Here is a 16,010-nt window from a genome sequence, read left to right as displayed (position 1 = left end):
GGGCGGCCTCAGATGAGCGGGGGCGTTACCGTCCAACGGCGCGTTGGCTGGCCGCTGCGGTCGACGCTTTCTAGATGGACCGGGAAGCCCCACAGGCGGGCGGCGTGTTTGAGTACCTCTTCGGCTCCTTCATGCAGCGGACGGTCGTCGTGCTGCGTGTGGCGCAGGATCAGCGAGCGGTCGCTGCGCAGGTTGACTCCCCATACCTGGATGTTCGGTTCGCGCGACCCGAGGTCGTACTGGCGCGACATCGCTTCTCGCAAGCTGCGGTAACCCGCTTCGTCGTGGATGGCCGACACTTCGAGGGTCGTTGCGCGTTCGTCGTCGACCACGGAGAACAGCCGGAAGGCTCGCATCAGGCGGGGCGACAGGTATTGGCCGATGAAGCTTTCGTCCTTGAAGTTGCGCATGGCATGATTCAGCGTGGCCAACCAGTCGCTGTCCACGAGGTCCGGGAACCAGGCGCGGTCTTCGTCGGTCGGCGCCTGGCAGATGCGCTTGATTTCGGAGTACATCGCGAAACCCAGCGCGTACGGGTTGATTCCGCGATACGCCGGATCGCCGACCGGCGGCTGGTAGACGACGTTGGTATGCGACTTTAGCCATTCGAGCATCAAGCCGTCGGCCAAGCGGCCGTCGTCGTAGAGTGTGTTCAGCAGGTGATGGTGCCAGAAGGTCGCCCAGCCTTCGTTCATTACCTGCGTCTGCCGCTGCGGGTAGAAGTATTGCGCCACCTTGCGCACGATGCGGACGATTTCACGTTGCCACGGTTCGAGCAGAGGTGCGTTCTTCTCGATGAAGTACAACAGGTTTTCCTGCGGCTCGGCGGGAAAGTGCGCCGGCTCCTTCTCGGCGGTCTCCGCTCTTGGTCGCAGCGGCAACGTGCGCCAGATTTCATTTACCTGTTGCTGGGCGTAGGCTTCGCGCTCTTCGGCGCGTGCCCGTTCGGCGGCCAGACTCAGTTTGCCCGGCCGGCGATAGCGGTCCACGCCGTAGTTCATCAGCGCATGGCAACTGTCGAGCCACAGTTCGACCGCGTCCAGGCCGTGGCGCTCCTCGCAAGCGGCGACATAGTCCTTGGCGTAGACCAGGTAGTCGATGATCGACGAGGCGTCGGTCCACATCCGGAACAGGTAGTTGCCCTTGAAGAAGCTGTTGTGGCCGTAGGCCGCGTGGGCGATCACCAGCGCCTGCATGGCCAGCGTGTTCTCTTCCATGAGGTAGCTGATGCACGGGTTGGCGTTGATGACGATTTCGTAGGCCAGGCCCATCTGGCCGCGCCGGTAGTTCCTTTCGGTGGCAATGAACTCCTTGCCATAGCTCCAGTGGCGGTAGTTGACCGGCATGCCGACCGACGCATAGGCATCCATCATCTGTTCGGCGGTGATGATCTCGAGCTGGTTGGGGTAGGTGTCGAGGCCGAAGCGTTGCGCGGTAGCACGAATCGCCGTGTGGTACTGGTCGAGCAGATCGAAAGTCCAGTCGCTCGGTGCCGGCAGGCGCGGCGCGTCCTGCCGGGTCGCCGACGGGCGCTGGCCGGCCTCGCCGTCCAGCGCGACCCTATGCCCGGCGGAGGGGCGTTGTCCGCTAGTAGCGCTCATCTTGCACGTATCTCCTGGCTGAAGAGGTCGCGGAAAACCGGGTAGATCTGGTCTATGGTGGTCGCCTTGCGCATTGCGAAGGCAGCCGAGGTGGCCGCCAGCGCGGCATACTCCTGCCACAGGCTCTGCTCCTCCTCGACCACCTGGATGTAGGCGAAGTAGCGGCACAGCGGCAGGAGGTCGCGTGCCAGCAGTTCGCGGCAGCGCGGGCTGTCACTGTGCCAGTTGTCGCCGTCGCTCGCCTGGGCGCCGTAGATGTTCCATTCGCTGCTCGGGTAGCGCGCACGAACGATCTCTTCCATCAGCACCAGGGCACTCGAGACGACGGTGCCACCGGTTTCCGTGGCATGGAAGAATTCGTTCTCGTTGACCTCCTGCGCCTGCGTGTGGTGACGGATGAAGACGAGATCTATCCTTTCGTAATGACGGGTCAAGAAGAGGTAGAGCAGGATGAAGAAGCGCTTCGCGAGATCCTTGCGCGCCTCGTCCATCGACCCGGAGACGTCCATCAGGCAGAACATCACCGCCCTCGCGGTCGGCACCGGCATGCGTACGCGGCTGCGATAGCGCAGGTCGATCGGGTCGAGATACGGAATCCGCTGGAGGCGGGCGCGCAGCGCCGCGATGTCGCGCTCGAGCGCCGCCATTTCCTGGGCCGGCAGAACCGGCGCGGCGGGCGCCCGATAGCTCGCGAGAAGTTCTTCGAGGCGCGCCAGCTCGCGTCGCGACTCGCTGCCGAGCGCGATGCGTCGACCGATGGCGCCGCGCATCGAGCGCACGACATGGAGGTTGTTCGGCGTTCCGTCGCTCGAAAAGCCCGCCCGCCGTGTCCGATACTCGGGCGTGTCTGCAAGCGTCGTGCGCACCAGGTTGGGCAGCGCCAGGTCGTCGAAGAAGGCCTGCATGAACTCTTCCTTGCTCAGGTGAAAGACGAAATCGTCCTCCCCCTGGCCGGAATCGCCGGCTTGCCCGGCGCCGCCACCGCCGGCCCCACCGCCTGGCGGACGTTCGATACGGTCGCCGCGTACGAAATCGCGGTTGCCCGGATGCACCGTTTCGCGCCGGCCGCCGGCCGCATGGCCGAAAACCGGCTCGCTGATATCGCGGCGCGGAATGTGGATGTCCTCGCCCTGAGCGATGTCGCGGATGGCGCGGCCGGCGATGGCGCGCTTCACGGCCTCACGGATCTGCGCCTGATGGCGGCGTAGAAAGCGCTCACGATTGCCGATCGACTTGTTCTTGCCGGCCAGCCTCCGATCGATGATCTGTTGCAAGGGGTGTCCTCCAGGCAGCTCGTCGACTCCGGGTCACGAATTCTTGCGCACGCGCAGATACCACTCGCAGAGCAAGCGCACCTGCTTCGCGGTATAGCCCTTGTTCACCATCCGGTTGACGAAGTCCTCGTGCTTCTTCACGTCGTCGGCGCTGGCCTTGGCGTTGAAGCTGATCACCGGTAGCAGTTCTTCGGTGTTCGAGAACATCTTCTTCTCGATCACCGTGCGCAGTTTTTCGTAGCTCGTCCACAGCGGATTCTTGCCCTGGTTGTTGGCGCGCGCGCGCAGAACGAAGTTGACGATCTCGTTGCGGAAGTCCTTCGGGTTGGCGATGCCGGCCGGTTTTTCGATCTTCTCGAGTTCGGCGTTGAGCGCCGCGCGGTCGAAGACTTCGCCGGTGTCGGTGTCCCGATACTCCTGATCCTGGATCCAGTAGTCGGCGTAGGTGACGTAGCGGTCGAAAATGTTCTGGCCGTATTCGCTGTAGCTTTCCAGATAGGCCGTCTGGATTTCCTTGCCGATGAACTCGGCGTAGCGCAGCGACAGGTGTTCCTTGATGAACGAGAGATACTTGGCCTCCGCTTCGGCCGGGAACTGCTCGCGCCCGATCTGTTGTTCGAGCACGTACATCAGATGCACCGGGTTGGCGGCGACCTCGGCCGAGTCGAAGTTGAACACCTTGCTGAGGATCTTGAAAGCGAAGCGCGTCGAGATGCCGCTCATGCCTTCATCGACGCCGGCGTAGTCGCGGTACTCCTGATAGCTCTTGGCCCGCGGATCGGTGTCCTTCAGGCTTTCCCCGTCGTAGACCAGCATCTTCGAATAGAGGCTCGAGTTTTCCGGTTCCTTGAGGCGCGTGAGCACGGCGAACTGGGCCATGAGCTTCAGGGTGCCCGGCGCGCAGATGGCTTCGGCCAGCGACGAGCCGCGCAGCAGCTTCTCGTAGATCTTGACTTCCTCGGAAACGCGCAGACAGTAAGGAACCTTGACGATGTAGATGCGGTCCAGGAAGGCTTCGTTGTTCTTGTTGTTGCGAAAGGCTTTCCATTCGCTCTCGTTCGAGTGGGCGAGGACGACCCCGTCGAAGGGGATCGCGCCGAAACCTTCGGTGCCCTTGAAGTTGCCTTCCTGGGTGGCGGTCAGCAGCGGGTGCAGAACCTTGATCGGTGCCTTGAACATTTCGACGAATTCGAGCAGGCCCTGGTTGGCGAGGCACAGCCCACCGGAAAAGCTGTAGGCATCGGGATCGTCCTGGGCATAGGTTTCGAGCTTGCGGATGTCAACCTTGCCGACCAGGCTCGAGATGTCCTGGTTGTTTTCGTCGCCGGGCTCGGTCTTGGCGATGGCGATCTGTCTGAGGACGCTCGGGTAGCGCTTGACGACCCGGAAGCGGCGGATGTCGCCGCCGAATTCCTCCAGCCGCTTGACGGCCCACGGCGAGAGGATGCGGTTGAGGTAACGGCGCGGAATGCCGTAGTCCTTCTCCAGGATGGCGCCATCCTCGTCGGCGTCGAAAAGACCCAGTGGCGACTCGTTGACCGGCGACCCCTTGATCGCGTAGAACGGCACCTCCTGCATCAGCGCCTTCAGCCGCTCGGCGATCGAACTCTTGCCGCCGCCGACCGGGCCGAGCAGGTAGAGAATCTGCTTCCTCTCTTCCAGCCCTTGCGCCGCATGGCGGAAGTAGCTGACGACCTGCTCGATGGCCTCTTCGAGGCCGTAGAACTCGGCAAACGCCGGATAAATCCGGATCACCTTGTTGGCAAACAGACGCGATAGCCGCGGGTCGTTGCGGGTGTCTACCGTCTGCGGTTCGCCGATCGCGCGCAGCATGCGTTCGGCGGCGCTGGCGTAGCTCAGAGAATCCTGCTTGCACACCGCGAGATAGTCTTCCAGTGAAAGCTCTTCCTCGCGAGTACGATCGAAACGGGCGGCAAAATGACTGACGATGTCCATGGTGATCTCCTACCAAGTCTATGAACTTCCCGGCTCGGGAACGACCTTCTCACGAGACGCGGCAAGCTTCTGCGACAAAGTTGGCGGCGGGCGATAGTTTTTTCGGCCTCCCGATGGTCGGAAACGGAAAAAACAAGTCACGCGCGGAGTCGAGGCAGCGGCCGCCTTCGTCTGCAAGTAAATCCAAGCAAGTATCGCTCCAGCTTTGCCCGCTCGTCGTCGCGCTCTGTCCGATGTCCATTTGACAGCCGCTTCCCGGCCGCGTGCGACAACCGCCCGGATCGGCACGGAGTTTCCGGCAAGGGCGGATAGTGCTGACCAGACGGCAAGCTCGGGCCGGGCGTAGAATGGCGCCGATGAATCGCACCCGGTGCCTATCGACTCGCCGTACAGCAAGGCTTTTTCCATGAACCGGGAGGCCGCAGACGTGTCGATCGCGGGAGTCGTTCTCGCCGGCGGGCGCGGGCGCCGCATGGGCGGTGCCGACAAGGGATTGCAGGAATATCGCGGCCGCCCGCTGGTCGCCTGGGTGCTCGAGCGTCTGGCGCCACAGGTCGACGAACTGCTGGTCAGCGCCAATCGTAACCGCGAGCGCTACGCCGCTTTCGGCTACCGTGTCGTGCCCGACCGCCTCCCCGGTTTCGCCGGTCCCCTCGCCGCCCTGGACGCCGCTCTGGCCGCGGCGGCTCACCCGCTGCTGGCGATAGTGCCTTGCGATTCGCCCTTTCTCCCGGTCGATCTGGTTGCCCGGTTGTACGCCGCGCTTGCCGCCGGTGGCGCCGACCTCGCGGTCGCCCGTACCAACGCCCGGTCGCAACCCGTATTCTGCCTCTGTCGGCGTCGGGTGTTGCCAGGCCTGAGTGCGTTTCTCGCCGCTGGCGGGCGCCGCGTGGAGCAATGGCAGGCGACGCTGCCGAGGGTCGAGGTGGCTTTCGACGATCAGCCCGAGGCCTTCGTCAATATCAACACCTGCGCCGAACTCGGGAGTCTCGAGGGGAGCGCGGACAAGCCGCGCTGATGGGCGCACGGTTGCGCAAGATTGCCGTTGGCGGGTGGCGGGTGGCGGGTGGCTCACGTCCGCGCCCGCGCTCGTTCACCTCAGCGTCAACCGGAAACCGTCGTGCGGATGGATCAGCTCGGAGGTGTCGTCGATGAAGAGGTCGCCGAGCAGGAAGCCCACCTTTGCCCGCAACAGCGGCGACAGCGTCTCGCTATGTTCCAGAATCAGCTCCTCGCCACCTTTCATGGCCTGCGCCAGCGGGCCATAGTGGAAAAGCAGGTGTTGTCCGTCCCAGTGTTGGTTGCCGATCAGTTCGTCGAGATCGGTGCGATCCGTGCAGGTGTGCATCATGGCAGTTCTCCGCAGAGCGAGGCTCTTGTTTCCATTAACGGTCGCACGTGGGAAAAGGTTGAGCGGATCAAGCGGCCTCTCGTCCAGGCCGCCGGTTCAGGAGGGCTGGAGGCGGCGCGGTGGCGGCGCTTCAGTGGCCGCCGGCCAACAAAAAATCGATCGTCTGGCGCCACCAGGCGTCGTCGAGACGATCGAACCAGTCGTTGTGTCCGGCGCCCGGGATGAGCGCCAGCCTTTTGGGTTCGGCCAGCGCGTCGTAAAGCGCCCGGCCGAAGTGCGGCGGGACGATGCGGTCTTCACCGGCAATGGCGATCAGCACCGGCCGGCCGAAGGTGGCCAGGTGGCTGACGCTGTCGTAACGGTCGCGCAACAGCCACTTGACGGGCAGCAGCGGGTAGTGGTGGCTGGCCACCTGTTCGAGGCGGTCCCAGGGAGTGATCAACAGCAGGCCGGCGATCGCATCACGTTGTCGCGCGCCGGCTGCCGCGGCAACGCCTGCGCCGAGCGATTCGCCGATGAGCAGCAGCGGTCCGGCGTACTGGCGGCGGGTGAGGGCGATCGTCCGCTCGGCGTCGGCGACCAGACTCGTTTCGCCGAGCTCGCCGGCACGCGGGCCGTAGGCCGGGTACTCGGCGAGAATCACGCGCAAGCCCAGACGGTTGAGTATGCCGGCGTAGAAGCCGCGGTGTCCGGCGTGTCCGGCGTTGCCGTGAAAGATGATCGCCGTGGCGCGCGCCGGGCCATCCGCTTCGCTTAGCAGGCCGCGGAAGTCGCCGCCGGTCGGCCACGCTGACTGGCGGCCGGAAAGCATATCGGCCAGCGTGGCCGGCTCTGGGAAGTAGAGGAGTTGATCCTGGAACATGCTGACTCCGCCGCAAATGATCAGATAAGCGATGAGCACGACGCGCGTCGCCGCGCCGGCCAGCCGGACGATTGGATGGCACACACTGCCGGCGCGGTGAAACGCGTCGGCCAAGGGCGTCGCTGGCGACGCGCGTTCAGTCTCTTCGGACAAGGCGAGCGTCCTCGAACAAGGAGCGGATTTCGACCCGGCCGATGCCGCGATCGTCCGGCACGACGTAGAGAATTGGTGTGATCAGTTCCTCGAAAATGCCACGCAGGCTGCGTGCTCCGGTTTTGTACTCGATGGCGATTTCGGCAATCTGCTCGAAGACTCGCTGACTGATGCGTAGTTCGACGCCTTCGCCACGGAAGATCTCGATGTATTGCCGATAGATCGAGTTCTTCGGCAAGCTCATGATGCTGACCAGCATGGCCTTGCTTAGCGGGTGCAGGTTGGCGATCACCGGCAGGCGGCCCGTGAATTCGGGAATCAGCCCGAACTCGAAGAGATCGGTCGGTTTCACGCGCTTGTTGAGTCGGTCGAGGATGTTCTGGTTGTCGTCGCCCGAGGTGGCGATGAAACCGAAACCATGCGTTTTGGCCATGATGTTCTCGAGACCGACGAACGCGCCGCCGCAAATGAAGAGGATGTTGCTGGTATCGATGTAGCGTTCGTTCTTCAGCTTGACCGGCGCGCCTTCCATGATCTTGAGCAGCGCGTGCTGCACGCTTTCGCCGGAAATTGCTCGCGCCGACGTGTTCGTCGCCTTCAGCTTGTCGATCTCGTCGATGAAGATGATCCCGTGCTGGGCCTGGTCGACGCTCCCGTCGGCCTTGTCGAGCAGCCTCTGCAAGACCGCTTCGATTTCTTCATTGACGTACTTGGTCTGGGCCAGTGAAGTCGCATCGGCGGTCACGAAGGGAACGCCGAGCATTCTCGACAAGGTGTCGCAGAGCAGTGTCTTGCCGGTGCCCGACGGTCCGACGAGCAGGATGTTGCTTTTTGCGATGCTTCCCCGCTCCTTTTGAAAGGTGGCGATCTTGCGGTAGTGCGAGTACACGGCGACGGCGAGAACCTTCTTCGCTTCCTCCTGGCCGACGACGTATTGATCGAGATACCTGACGATCGCGCTGGGTGTGGTTTCTCTGGCTAGCAAGGTCATCCCTCCCCATCGATGAAGCATCGCGCCCGACTTCCGGCCGGAGCGGGTAGCGGGCGGCTGGCGCTCATGTTAGCCGAATCCGGCGCTACCGCCGGCCGCCGAGTGCCGACGCAGCGCCGTCCGGAATGTCCTGAGCGTTCGCCTGACCTCGAGTTCATTGCCGTCAGGAAGAGCGGCGGACGCCGATCAGCGCCAGGTAGGACAAAGGAGTAAGCGCCGTGCAGATGGCCACGGCAGCGGCCAGCGCTCCGGCGCCGGCGGCGAGGCCGTGGCCGACGGCGATGCCGACCAGCGCGGCTAAAGTCATCTGAAAGAAACCCATCAGGGCCGACGCTGAACCGGCCATGGCCGGGTAGGACGCCAGCGCCGCGGCAATGGCATTCGGCATGACGAGCCCGGTAGCTGCGGTACAGAAGAACATCGGCCCGAGAATCGCGCTGATGCTGTGTGCTTCGGCGACTTCGAGAACCCACATCGTGGCGCCGGCGACGGCGCCGAGCCAGGCGCCGCGAAGCAGCAGGGTCTGCCCACCCATACGGCGGACCAGTCGGCCGGAAGCCAGCGATCCGACAAGATAACCGGCGACCACGATTCCGAAGCAGATGCCGTACAGTTGCGGCGTCAGCCCGTGGCGTTCGGCGAGCACGAACGACGAACCCGAGATGAAGGCGAACAAGGCGCTGTAGGAGAAGGAAAAGGTGAGTACATGGCCGATGTAGCGGCGGTCCGCCAGCAGACGGCGAAAGTTGGCGAGCATCTGGCGCGGCTGGGTGGCGGCCGGGTCGCGATGCACATTGCTTTCCCGCAGCCGGCTGACCACGGCCGCGAACTGGAGCAGCGAAACGAGCAACAGAACGACGAAGTTCGACTGCCAGCCGAAGAGCACGGTCAGGAAACCCCCAAGCGTCGGTCCGAGCAGCGGCGCAATCGCCATCGCGCCGCCCATGTAGGCGATGATGCGCGCCGATTCCGCGGCCCCCCAGACGTCGCGCACGATGGCGCGGCCGAGCACCGGTCCGGCGCAGGCCCCCAGCGCCTGCACGAAGCGGGCGAAGATCAGCATTTCGATGCTGTCGGCAAACACGCAGGCGAGCGACGCCGCGCCATAGATCGCCAGCCCGGCCAGCATGACCGGCCGGCGGCCGAAGCGGTCGGACAGCGGACCGTAGAAGATCTGCCCGCAGGCAAAGCCGGCGAGAAAAACTGACAGGGTCAGTTGAACGCCCGCCGCGTCGCTGGCAAAAACTCGTGCCAGGGTGGGCAGCGCCGGCAGGTAGAGGTCGGTCGACAAGGGGCCCAGGGCGACCAGGGTCGTCAACAGGAACGCCAGGCCGAGCGAGCGCGGTGGCGCGGGCGGAGCCGGAGGCGCCACCGGGAGCTTCATCCCGGACCTGCGCGGCGACCTGTCGCGGGCAGCACGGAGTGGTTACTTGCCCTTGAAGGAAAAAAACATCTTGAAGCAGCGGGCAAAGGCGAGCGGCGTTTCGCAGTGTTCGGCCCACAGTTCGGAGGTCAGGGAAAACGATACGTCGCCCTCGGCTTCGCGGTCCTTGACCCAGACCAGCCGACGATCGCTGAAGACCCCGGTTGGCAGGCGGCTGCGTATGAACTCCCAGACGTCGTCCAGATTGTCGAAGTTGCCGAGGTCCCCCGCCCCATCGGCGCCTTCCTCTTCTTCAACGAAAACCTGATAGCGCATGACTCACCTCGGCGAAGAGACGGTCCGATCTTGCGCAGTCGGACGCGTGGTAGTTAACGGGCCGCAATTATTGGCGAAGGCGGGCAATTAGTCCATCCCGTCGCGCGCACTGCTTCGACTAGCGCGGCATGGCCAGCGGAGACTGGCGATCGCTTCACGGCCGGGTTTCGGCGGCAGCGCTTTGCGGCGAGGCGACGAAACGGTAGCGCCCGGCGACCGCCGAGCGGCGCAGCGCGCTAAGCGGGAAGCGATTTCCATGCCAGACGAAGGTCAGCGCATTGGCCGTGGCGTCGGGCTGGTCGAGGAACGCGAGCAGCGCGGCGTCGTCAGCGGGTTCGCCATTCGCCAAGCGCAGGTGGCCGAGCAAGACGGGCAGATCGCGGTCCGAGAGCAGCGCGATGCCGTCCGGGATTTCGAGCAGCAGGCTCCCATCCTCGTCGAGCGCCGCGCCGCGCAACTCGACGACCACTTCACCGACGTGCGTTTCGAGCGCGTTGTCGGCCGTGAGGCGAAGCACCCACGGCGTATACTCGAGCTCGACGAATACCCTTTGCGGGCCATTCTGGACGAAGTAGTTGCCTCGTTCGTCGTGTGCATATTGCCGGCCAAGGAAATCGTTCAGGCCGCGATGACTGACCGGCTCGCCACGCAGCCGCCAGCGGCCGCGTCGGTCGAGCGACAGCCAGCCGTAGCAGGCGGGCACGTTCGGCCAGCGGAGCATGGCGCTGTAGTCGGGCTCAGGCATCGACGGCGGGCGGTGAGTCGCCCGGAACGTGTGCTGCGGTCGTCCGGCGCGTCTGCCGTCCAGTCGTCAAAGCAATTCCTCGATGTGGCGGGCCAAGGTCTCCGGAGTGGTGGCCGGCGCATAGCGCTCCTTAACTTTGCCGTCCCGACCGACCAGAAACTTGGTGAAGTTCCATTTGATCCCTTCGCTGCCGAGAAGGCCGGGCGCCGCCTTCTTGAGATACTGATACAGCGGATGCGCGGCGTCGCCGTTGACCTCGACTTTGGCGAACATCGGGAAGGTGACGCCGTAGTTTTTCTGGCAGAAGGAAGCGATTTCCTCCGCCTCGCCCGGCTCCTGTGCGCCGAACTGGTTGCACGGAAACCCGAGGACGACGAAACCGCGCTCGCGATAGCGCTGGTAGAGCGCTTCGAGACCTTCGTATTGCGGCGTGAAGCCGCACTGGCTGGCGGTGTTGACGATGAGCAGAACTTTGCCGGCGTAGTCGGCGAGCGATTCGCTGCCTCCTTCGAGACGCTCGGCGCTTATCTCGTACAGCGCTGCGGTCATGGTGGTGCCTCCTGTGGTGTGGTCTCGGTCTTAGTGATGCTCGTCGGTCATCGGCACGCAGGCGCAGAACAGGTGGCGGTCGCCATAGACGTCGTCGATGCGGTTGACGCTTGGCCAGAACTTGTTCGCCGCCACGTGTGGCAAGGGGAAAACCGCCTCCTGACGGCTGTAGGGCCGTTGCCAGTGAGCGTCGACAATGTCCGCCTGGGTATGCGGGGCGTTCTTCAAGGGGTTGTCGTCAGCCGGCCAGTGCCCGAGCTCGATCTGCCGGATTTCGTTGCGGATGCCGACCATGGCGGCGATGAAACGGTCGAGTTCGCTCTTCGATTCGGATTCGGTCGGCTCGACCATCATCGTTCCGGCAACCGGGAAGCTTACCGTCGGGGCGTGAAAGCCATAGTCCATCAAACGTTTGGCGATGTCGGTCTCGGTGATCCCGGTCGCTGCCTTGAGCGGGCGAACATCGAGGATGCATTCGTGGGCGACGCGGCCGTTCTTGCCGGTGTACAGAATCGGGTAGTGTGGCCGCAGGTGGCTAGCCAAGTAGTTGGCGTTGAGGATCGCCACTTCGGTGGCGCGTTTCAGGCCGCTGCCCCCCATCATGGCGATGTACATCCACGAAATCGGCAGGATCGAAGCCGATCCCCAGGGTGCCGCGGCGACCGCTCCCTGACCGGCATGCGGACCGGGGAGAGGCTGCACGCGGTGGTTGGCCATGAACGGCGCCAAGTGGGCCTTGAGGCCGATCGGCCCCATTCCCGGGCCGCCACCGCCATGGGGGATGCAGAAGGTCTTGTGCAGATTCATGTGGCTGACGTCGGCACCGATGCGGGCCGGCGAGGTCAGCCCGACCTGCGCGTTGAGATTGGCGCCGTCCATATAGACCTGGCCGCCATAGCGGTGGACGATGTCGCAGATATCTCTCACCGCCTCTTCGAAAACGCCGTGTGTCGACGGGTAGGTAATCATCAGGCAGGCCAGGCGGTCGGCGTGCGCGGCGGCTTTGGCCGCCAGATCGGCGACCTCGATGTTGCCGGCGTCGTCGCAATCGACGGTGACCACCCGCATGCCGCACATCTGTGCGGTTGCCGGGTTGGTGCCATGGGCCGACCGGGGAATCAGGCAGACCTTGCGCTGAGCGTCACCGCGGCTGGCGTGGTAGCGCGCGATGGCGACCAGCCCGGCGTATTCTCCCTGTGCGCCGGAGTTGGGCTGCAGGCAGATGGCGTCGAAGCCGGTGATTGCCTTGAGCCAGGTTTCGAGCTCGCCGATCATCTGCAGGTAACCTTCGGCCTGATCGAGCGGTGCAAAGGGATGGAGGTCAGCGAACTGCGGCCAACTGACCGGTATCATTTCGCTCGTCGCGTTGAGCTTCATGGTGCAGGAGCCGAGCGAGATCATCGAGTGGTCGAGCGCCAGATCCTTGTTCTGCAGCCGCTTCAGGTAACGCAGCATCTGGTGTTCGGTATGGTGCGTGTTGAACACCGGATGCCCCAGAATGGGGTCACGCCGTAGAAGCTCCGGCGGCAGGCTAGGGTCGGCGTGCTGCAGTTGTTCGTCGAGCCGGTCGATGTCGGCATTGACGCCGGTCAGCAGCTTGATCAGCCTGGCGATGTCGGCGCGAGTGGTCTTTTCGTTGATCGCGATTCCCAGTACGCCGGGAGATACTTGGCGCAGGTTGTAGCCGGCATCGCTGGCCGCCTTGTAGGCCGTCAGCGCGTGGCTGCCGAGTTCGACCCGCAAGGTATCGAAATAGTGTCGGGTCAGCACCCGCAAACCGGCGCGCTGTACCGCCTGGCCGAGAATCGCCGCCAAGCGGTGGATGCGGCTGGCGATCGTGCGCAGCCGCTGCGGCCCGTGGTAGACGGCGTACATGCCGGCCATGTTGGCGAGCAGAACCTGTGAGGTGCAGATGTTGGAGTTGGCCTTTTCACGCCGAATGTGTTGTTCGCGCGTCTGCAGCGCCATGCGCAGCGCCTGCTTGCCATGCGCGTCGACCGAGACGCCGATGATACGCCCGGCTACTGCGCGCTTGTACTCGTCGCGGGTGGCGAAGAAAGCGGCATGCGGGCCGCCGAAACCCAGCGGAATGCCGAAGCGCTGCGATGAGCCGAGTGCGATGTCGGCACCCATCTCGCCGGGCGAGCGCAGGAGGACCAGCGCCATCAGATCGGACGCGACGGCGACGACACCGCCGCGCGACTTGACGGCAGCGATCGGGCCGCTAAGGTCGCCGATGTCGCCGCGGTCGTTCGGATACTGGAACAGCGCGCCGAAGACCTCCTGCAGTGCCGCGTCCTCGGGCGACCCGAAGACCAGTTCGAAATCGAAGAAAGCGGCACGTGTCGTGACGACGTCCAGGGTTTGCGGGAAGCAGGCGGCGTCGACGAAAAAGCGGTTCGAGGGCGACTTGCTCACCCGGCGGGCCATGGTCATCGCTTCGGCGGCGGCGGTCGCCTCGTCGAGCAACGAGGCGTTGGCGAGTTCGAGGCCGGTAAGATCGACCACCATCTGCTGGTAATTGAGCAGCGCTTCCAGACGGCCCTGAGCAATTTCCGCCTGGTAAGGCGTGTAAGCGGTGTACCAACCGGGGTTCTCGAGGACATTGCGCAGTATGACCTTTGGCGTCACGGTGTCGGCGTAGCCCATCCCGATCAGCGAATGCTGAACGCGGTTGCGTTCGGCCATCGCCCGTAGCGCGTCGAGCGCTTCGTGTTCGGGACGCGGTTCGCCGAGCGCCAGCGGCGCCGTCAGGCGAATCGCCGCCGGTACGGTCTGCTCGATGAGCTGTTCCAGGCTGGCCTCGCCGATGTCGGCCAGCATGGCGTCAATTTCGCTGTCGCCGGGACCGATGTGGCGGCCCAAGAAGTCGTCGCTCTGTTCGAGGGCGGAGAGCTTTGGCAGGGAGGTCTGGGGTTTCATCGCAGGTTCCGGTAGGGCTGGGGGGGTCGTCTAGGCGGCGGCGTCCACGATTTCCTGGTACGCCGTGGCGTCGAGCAGCGCATCGAGGTCGCCCGCCGTAGCGGGCCGCATCCTGAACAGCCAGCCGGCGTAGGCGTCCTGATTCACCGTTTCGGGCGCGTCCACGACCGCCTGATTGGTTTCGACCACGGTGCCGGCGAGCGGCGCATAGACATCGGCCGCCGCCTTGACCGATTCGACGACCGCGGCTTCCTGAGCGGCGGCCAGCACACGGCCGATCGCCGGCAATTCGATGAAAACGAGGTCGCCGAGCAGTTCCTGGGCGTGCTCGGTGATGCCGATGGTGACCGTGCCATCGGCTTCGGCGCGGACCCACTCATGGCTCCTGGTGTATTTCAAGTCGGCCGGGATACTCATTTTGTCTCCTCCTGAAAAAAAATCGAAAACGGCAGCTAGCCAGACAAACCCAATATGTTCAGACGAGAATACGCCCATTTCTGACGAAGCACGGTTTGACCACGCGAGCGTCGAGCGATTTGCCGCGCACGCCGACCTGGACCGTGTCACCGAGCGCTGTGGCGAGTGGCAGGCGAGCCAGAGCGATCGATTGTTGCAGCGTCGGCGAGAAAGTGCCGCTGGTGATTTCCCCTGGCCCCTGAACCGTCGTCACCGGCTGGTGCGCACGCAGCACGCCGCGCTCGAGCAACAACAGACCGACGAACTGCTGCTGCTGCCCCCGGGCGAGAAGGGACGCCTTGCCGACAAAGTCGCGCGGCGAAAGCAGGTCTACGGTCCATGTCAGGCCGGCATCGAGCGGCGAGACGGTCTCGTCCATGTCCTGCCCGTAGAGATTCATCCCGGCTTCCAGGCGCAAGGTGTCGCGCGCGCCCAGGCCGCAAGGACGTACCCCGGCATTCGCCAGGGCCTCCCAGAGGGCGGCGGCACGCTCGGCCGGCAGTGTAATCTCGTAGCCATCCTCGCCCGTATATCCGGTGCGGGCGACGAAGTAGTCTCCCGTCGCGCAGGCGACAAAAGGTGGCAGCGCTTCGCAGGCCAAGCGCTGCTCCGGCAAGACCTGCCACACTCGCTGCCGGGCCTGCGGCCCCTGGACGGCGATCATCGCCAGCGCTCCGGAGCCGGTGCGGCGCGGCGTCAGGCTCGCCGCCAGTCGCCATTCGTCGAGCCGCGCCGCCATCCACGCCAGATCCTTCGGCGCCGTACCGGCATTGACGACGAGGCGGAAATGCGTCTCGTCGAGGTGGTAAACGATCAGGTCGTCGATCACGCCGCCGGAATCGTTGAGCATGGTGCTGTAAAGCGCCTTGCCCGGCGCCTTCAGCTTGTCGACATTGTTGGCGAGCAACCGGCGCAGGAAGGGACGTGCTTCCGGACCCTCGAGGTCGACGGCGCACATGTGGGAAACATCGAACATTCCGGCGTCACGGCGAACGGCGTGGTGCTCCTCGATCTGCGACCCGTAGTGAAGAGGCATTTCCCAGCCGCCAAAATCGACCATTCTCGCGCCGCTTCGGCGATGGCTTTCGTTCAGGACAGTTTTTTGCATCGTATCAATCCCTTGGATGTGGTCGTTAAAGCTTGTTCCCGAAACAAAAAAAGGGCGAACTCGAAACGAGTTCACCCCCCTGTCCATGTACCTGAGAGATTGTCGGGCGGCAATCGCAGCCGCCTTGCCCCATCGGTGGGCGCCTTGCCGTGCACGGCGCCGCTCTCCAGAGTTCAGTGCACGAACGGTCCTTTTGCCTGAGCGTTTCCGGGTGGATTGCGCCTTCGGCGGCGGCACTGCCGCGCTCTCCCATTCGCGCCGCCACTATAGCGCGCTGGAAGCCTTGCCCGCAAGGAGGCATTTTCGACGTTACGCTGTTCAGGCTCGCAGCCTCTTGTCCATG

General features: G+C 64.3%; 14 protein-coding genes and 1 riboswitch. Of the genes, 1 reads left to right on the top strand and 13 read right to left on the bottom strand.

Annotated elements, in window-relative coordinates; all coding sequences use genetic code 11:
- Positions 1–8 precede the first annotated feature (8 nt).
- From Q1M07_RS01775 to Q1M07_RS01765, 3 genes are read right to left on the bottom strand one after another with little or no spacing between them, the layout of a single operon-like run.
- Entirely contained in the window at positions 9–1,601 is a 1,593-nt protein-coding gene (locus Q1M07_RS01775) for a SpoVR family protein (protein WP_300449785.1), read from the bottom strand.
- Positions 1,598–2,875: a YeaH/YhbH family protein gene (locus tag Q1M07_RS01770; RefSeq protein ID WP_300449782.1), complete on the bottom strand. Its 1,278-nt coding sequence runs from the start codon at positions 2,873–2,875 to the stop codon at positions 1,598–1,600. The genes Q1M07_RS01775 and Q1M07_RS01770 overlap by 4 nt, the downstream gene beginning before the upstream one ends.
- Before the next feature lie 33 nt (positions 2,876–2,908).
- Complete coding sequence (locus tag Q1M07_RS01765) at positions 2,909–4,831, bottom strand: PrkA family serine protein kinase (RefSeq protein ID WP_300449779.1); 1,923 nt, start codon at positions 4,829–4,831, stop codon at positions 2,909–2,911.
- A 406-nt stretch (positions 4,832–5,237) separates the two neighbouring features.
- On the opposite strand from Q1M07_RS01765, the gene mobA reads away from it, so the two are divergent.
- On the top strand, positions 5,238–5,849 hold the full coding sequence (mobA, locus tag Q1M07_RS01760) for a molybdenum cofactor guanylyltransferase MobA (RefSeq protein ID WP_300449776.1): 612 nt from the start codon (positions 5,238–5,240) through the stop codon (positions 5,847–5,849).
- 75 nt (positions 5,850–5,924) lie between these two features.
- Here the strand turns inward: mobA and Q1M07_RS01755 are convergent, their stop codons facing one another.
- The 10 genes from Q1M07_RS01755 to gcvT all read right to left on the bottom strand — a co-directional run bounded on the left by Q1M07_RS01755 (position 5,925) and on the right by gcvT (position 15,667).
- Positions 5,925–6,182: a hypothetical protein gene (locus Q1M07_RS01755; RefSeq protein ID WP_300449773.1), complete on the bottom strand. Its 258-nt coding sequence runs from the start codon at positions 6,180–6,182 to the stop codon at positions 5,925–5,927.
- Between the two features lie 130 nt (positions 6,183–6,312).
- A complete protein-coding gene (locus Q1M07_RS01750) occupies positions 6,313–7,044 on the bottom strand; it encodes an alpha/beta hydrolase (protein ID WP_300450216.1) in 732 nt (243 codons plus the stop codon).
- A gap of 136 nt (positions 7,045–7,180) precedes the next feature.
- Positions 7,181–8,209: an ATP-dependent Clp protease ATP-binding subunit ClpX gene (clpX, locus tag Q1M07_RS01745; RefSeq protein WP_300449770.1), complete on the bottom strand. Its 1,029-nt coding sequence runs from the start codon at positions 8,207–8,209 to the stop codon at positions 7,181–7,183.
- Between the two features lie 142 nt (positions 8,210–8,351).
- Positions 8,352–9,560 carry a multidrug effflux MFS transporter gene (locus Q1M07_RS01740; RefSeq protein WP_300449767.1) on the bottom strand — a complete coding sequence of 403 codons (1,209 nt, stop codon included), beginning with the start codon at positions 9,558–9,560 and terminating at the stop codon, positions 8,352–8,354.
- A 54-nt stretch (positions 9,561–9,614) separates the two neighbouring features.
- Positions 9,615–9,887, bottom strand: a complete 273-nt coding sequence (locus tag Q1M07_RS01735; RefSeq protein ID WP_300449764.1) for a hypothetical protein — start codon at positions 9,885–9,887, stop codon at positions 9,615–9,617.
- A 154-nt stretch (positions 9,888–10,041) separates the two neighbouring features.
- Positions 10,042–10,632 (bottom strand): DUF2946 family protein, encoded by a 591-nt coding sequence (locus tag Q1M07_RS01730; protein WP_300449761.1) that lies wholly within the window; start codon positions 10,630–10,632, stop codon positions 10,042–10,044.
- 66 nt (positions 10,633–10,698) lie between these two features.
- Positions 10,699–11,181 (bottom strand): glutathione peroxidase, encoded by a 483-nt coding sequence (locus Q1M07_RS01725; protein WP_300449759.1) that lies wholly within the window; start codon positions 11,179–11,181, stop codon positions 10,699–10,701.
- Between the two features lie 30 nt (positions 11,182–11,211).
- The gene (gcvP, locus tag Q1M07_RS01720) at positions 11,212–14,103 is read right to left on the bottom strand and encodes an aminomethyl-transferring glycine dehydrogenase (protein ID WP_300449756.1); all 2,892 of its coding nucleotides are present in this window, start codon (positions 14,101–14,103) and stop codon (positions 11,212–11,214) included.
- Between the two features lie 30 nt (positions 14,104–14,133).
- Positions 14,134–14,520 (bottom strand): glycine cleavage system protein GcvH, encoded by a 387-nt coding sequence (gene gcvH, locus Q1M07_RS01715; protein WP_300449755.1) that lies wholly within the window; start codon positions 14,518–14,520, stop codon positions 14,134–14,136.
- Positions 14,521–14,578: 58 nt separating this feature from the next.
- On the bottom strand, positions 14,579–15,667 hold the full coding sequence (gene gcvT, locus Q1M07_RS01710) for a glycine cleavage system aminomethyltransferase GcvT (protein WP_300449753.1): 1,089 nt from the start codon (positions 15,665–15,667) through the stop codon (positions 14,579–14,581).
- 175 nt (positions 15,668–15,842) lie between these two features.
- Positions 15,843–15,929: riboswitch (glycine riboswitch) on the bottom strand.
- Positions 15,930–16,010 lie beyond the last annotated feature (81 nt).

Source organism: Accumulibacter sp. (genome assembly GCF_029255285.1).
GTDB lineage: Bacteria > Pseudomonadota > Gammaproteobacteria > Burkholderiales > Rhodocyclaceae > Accumulibacter.
The sequence above is the reverse complement of the archived record's forward strand: the minus strand, read 5'-3'. Positions and strand labels throughout refer to the sequence as shown.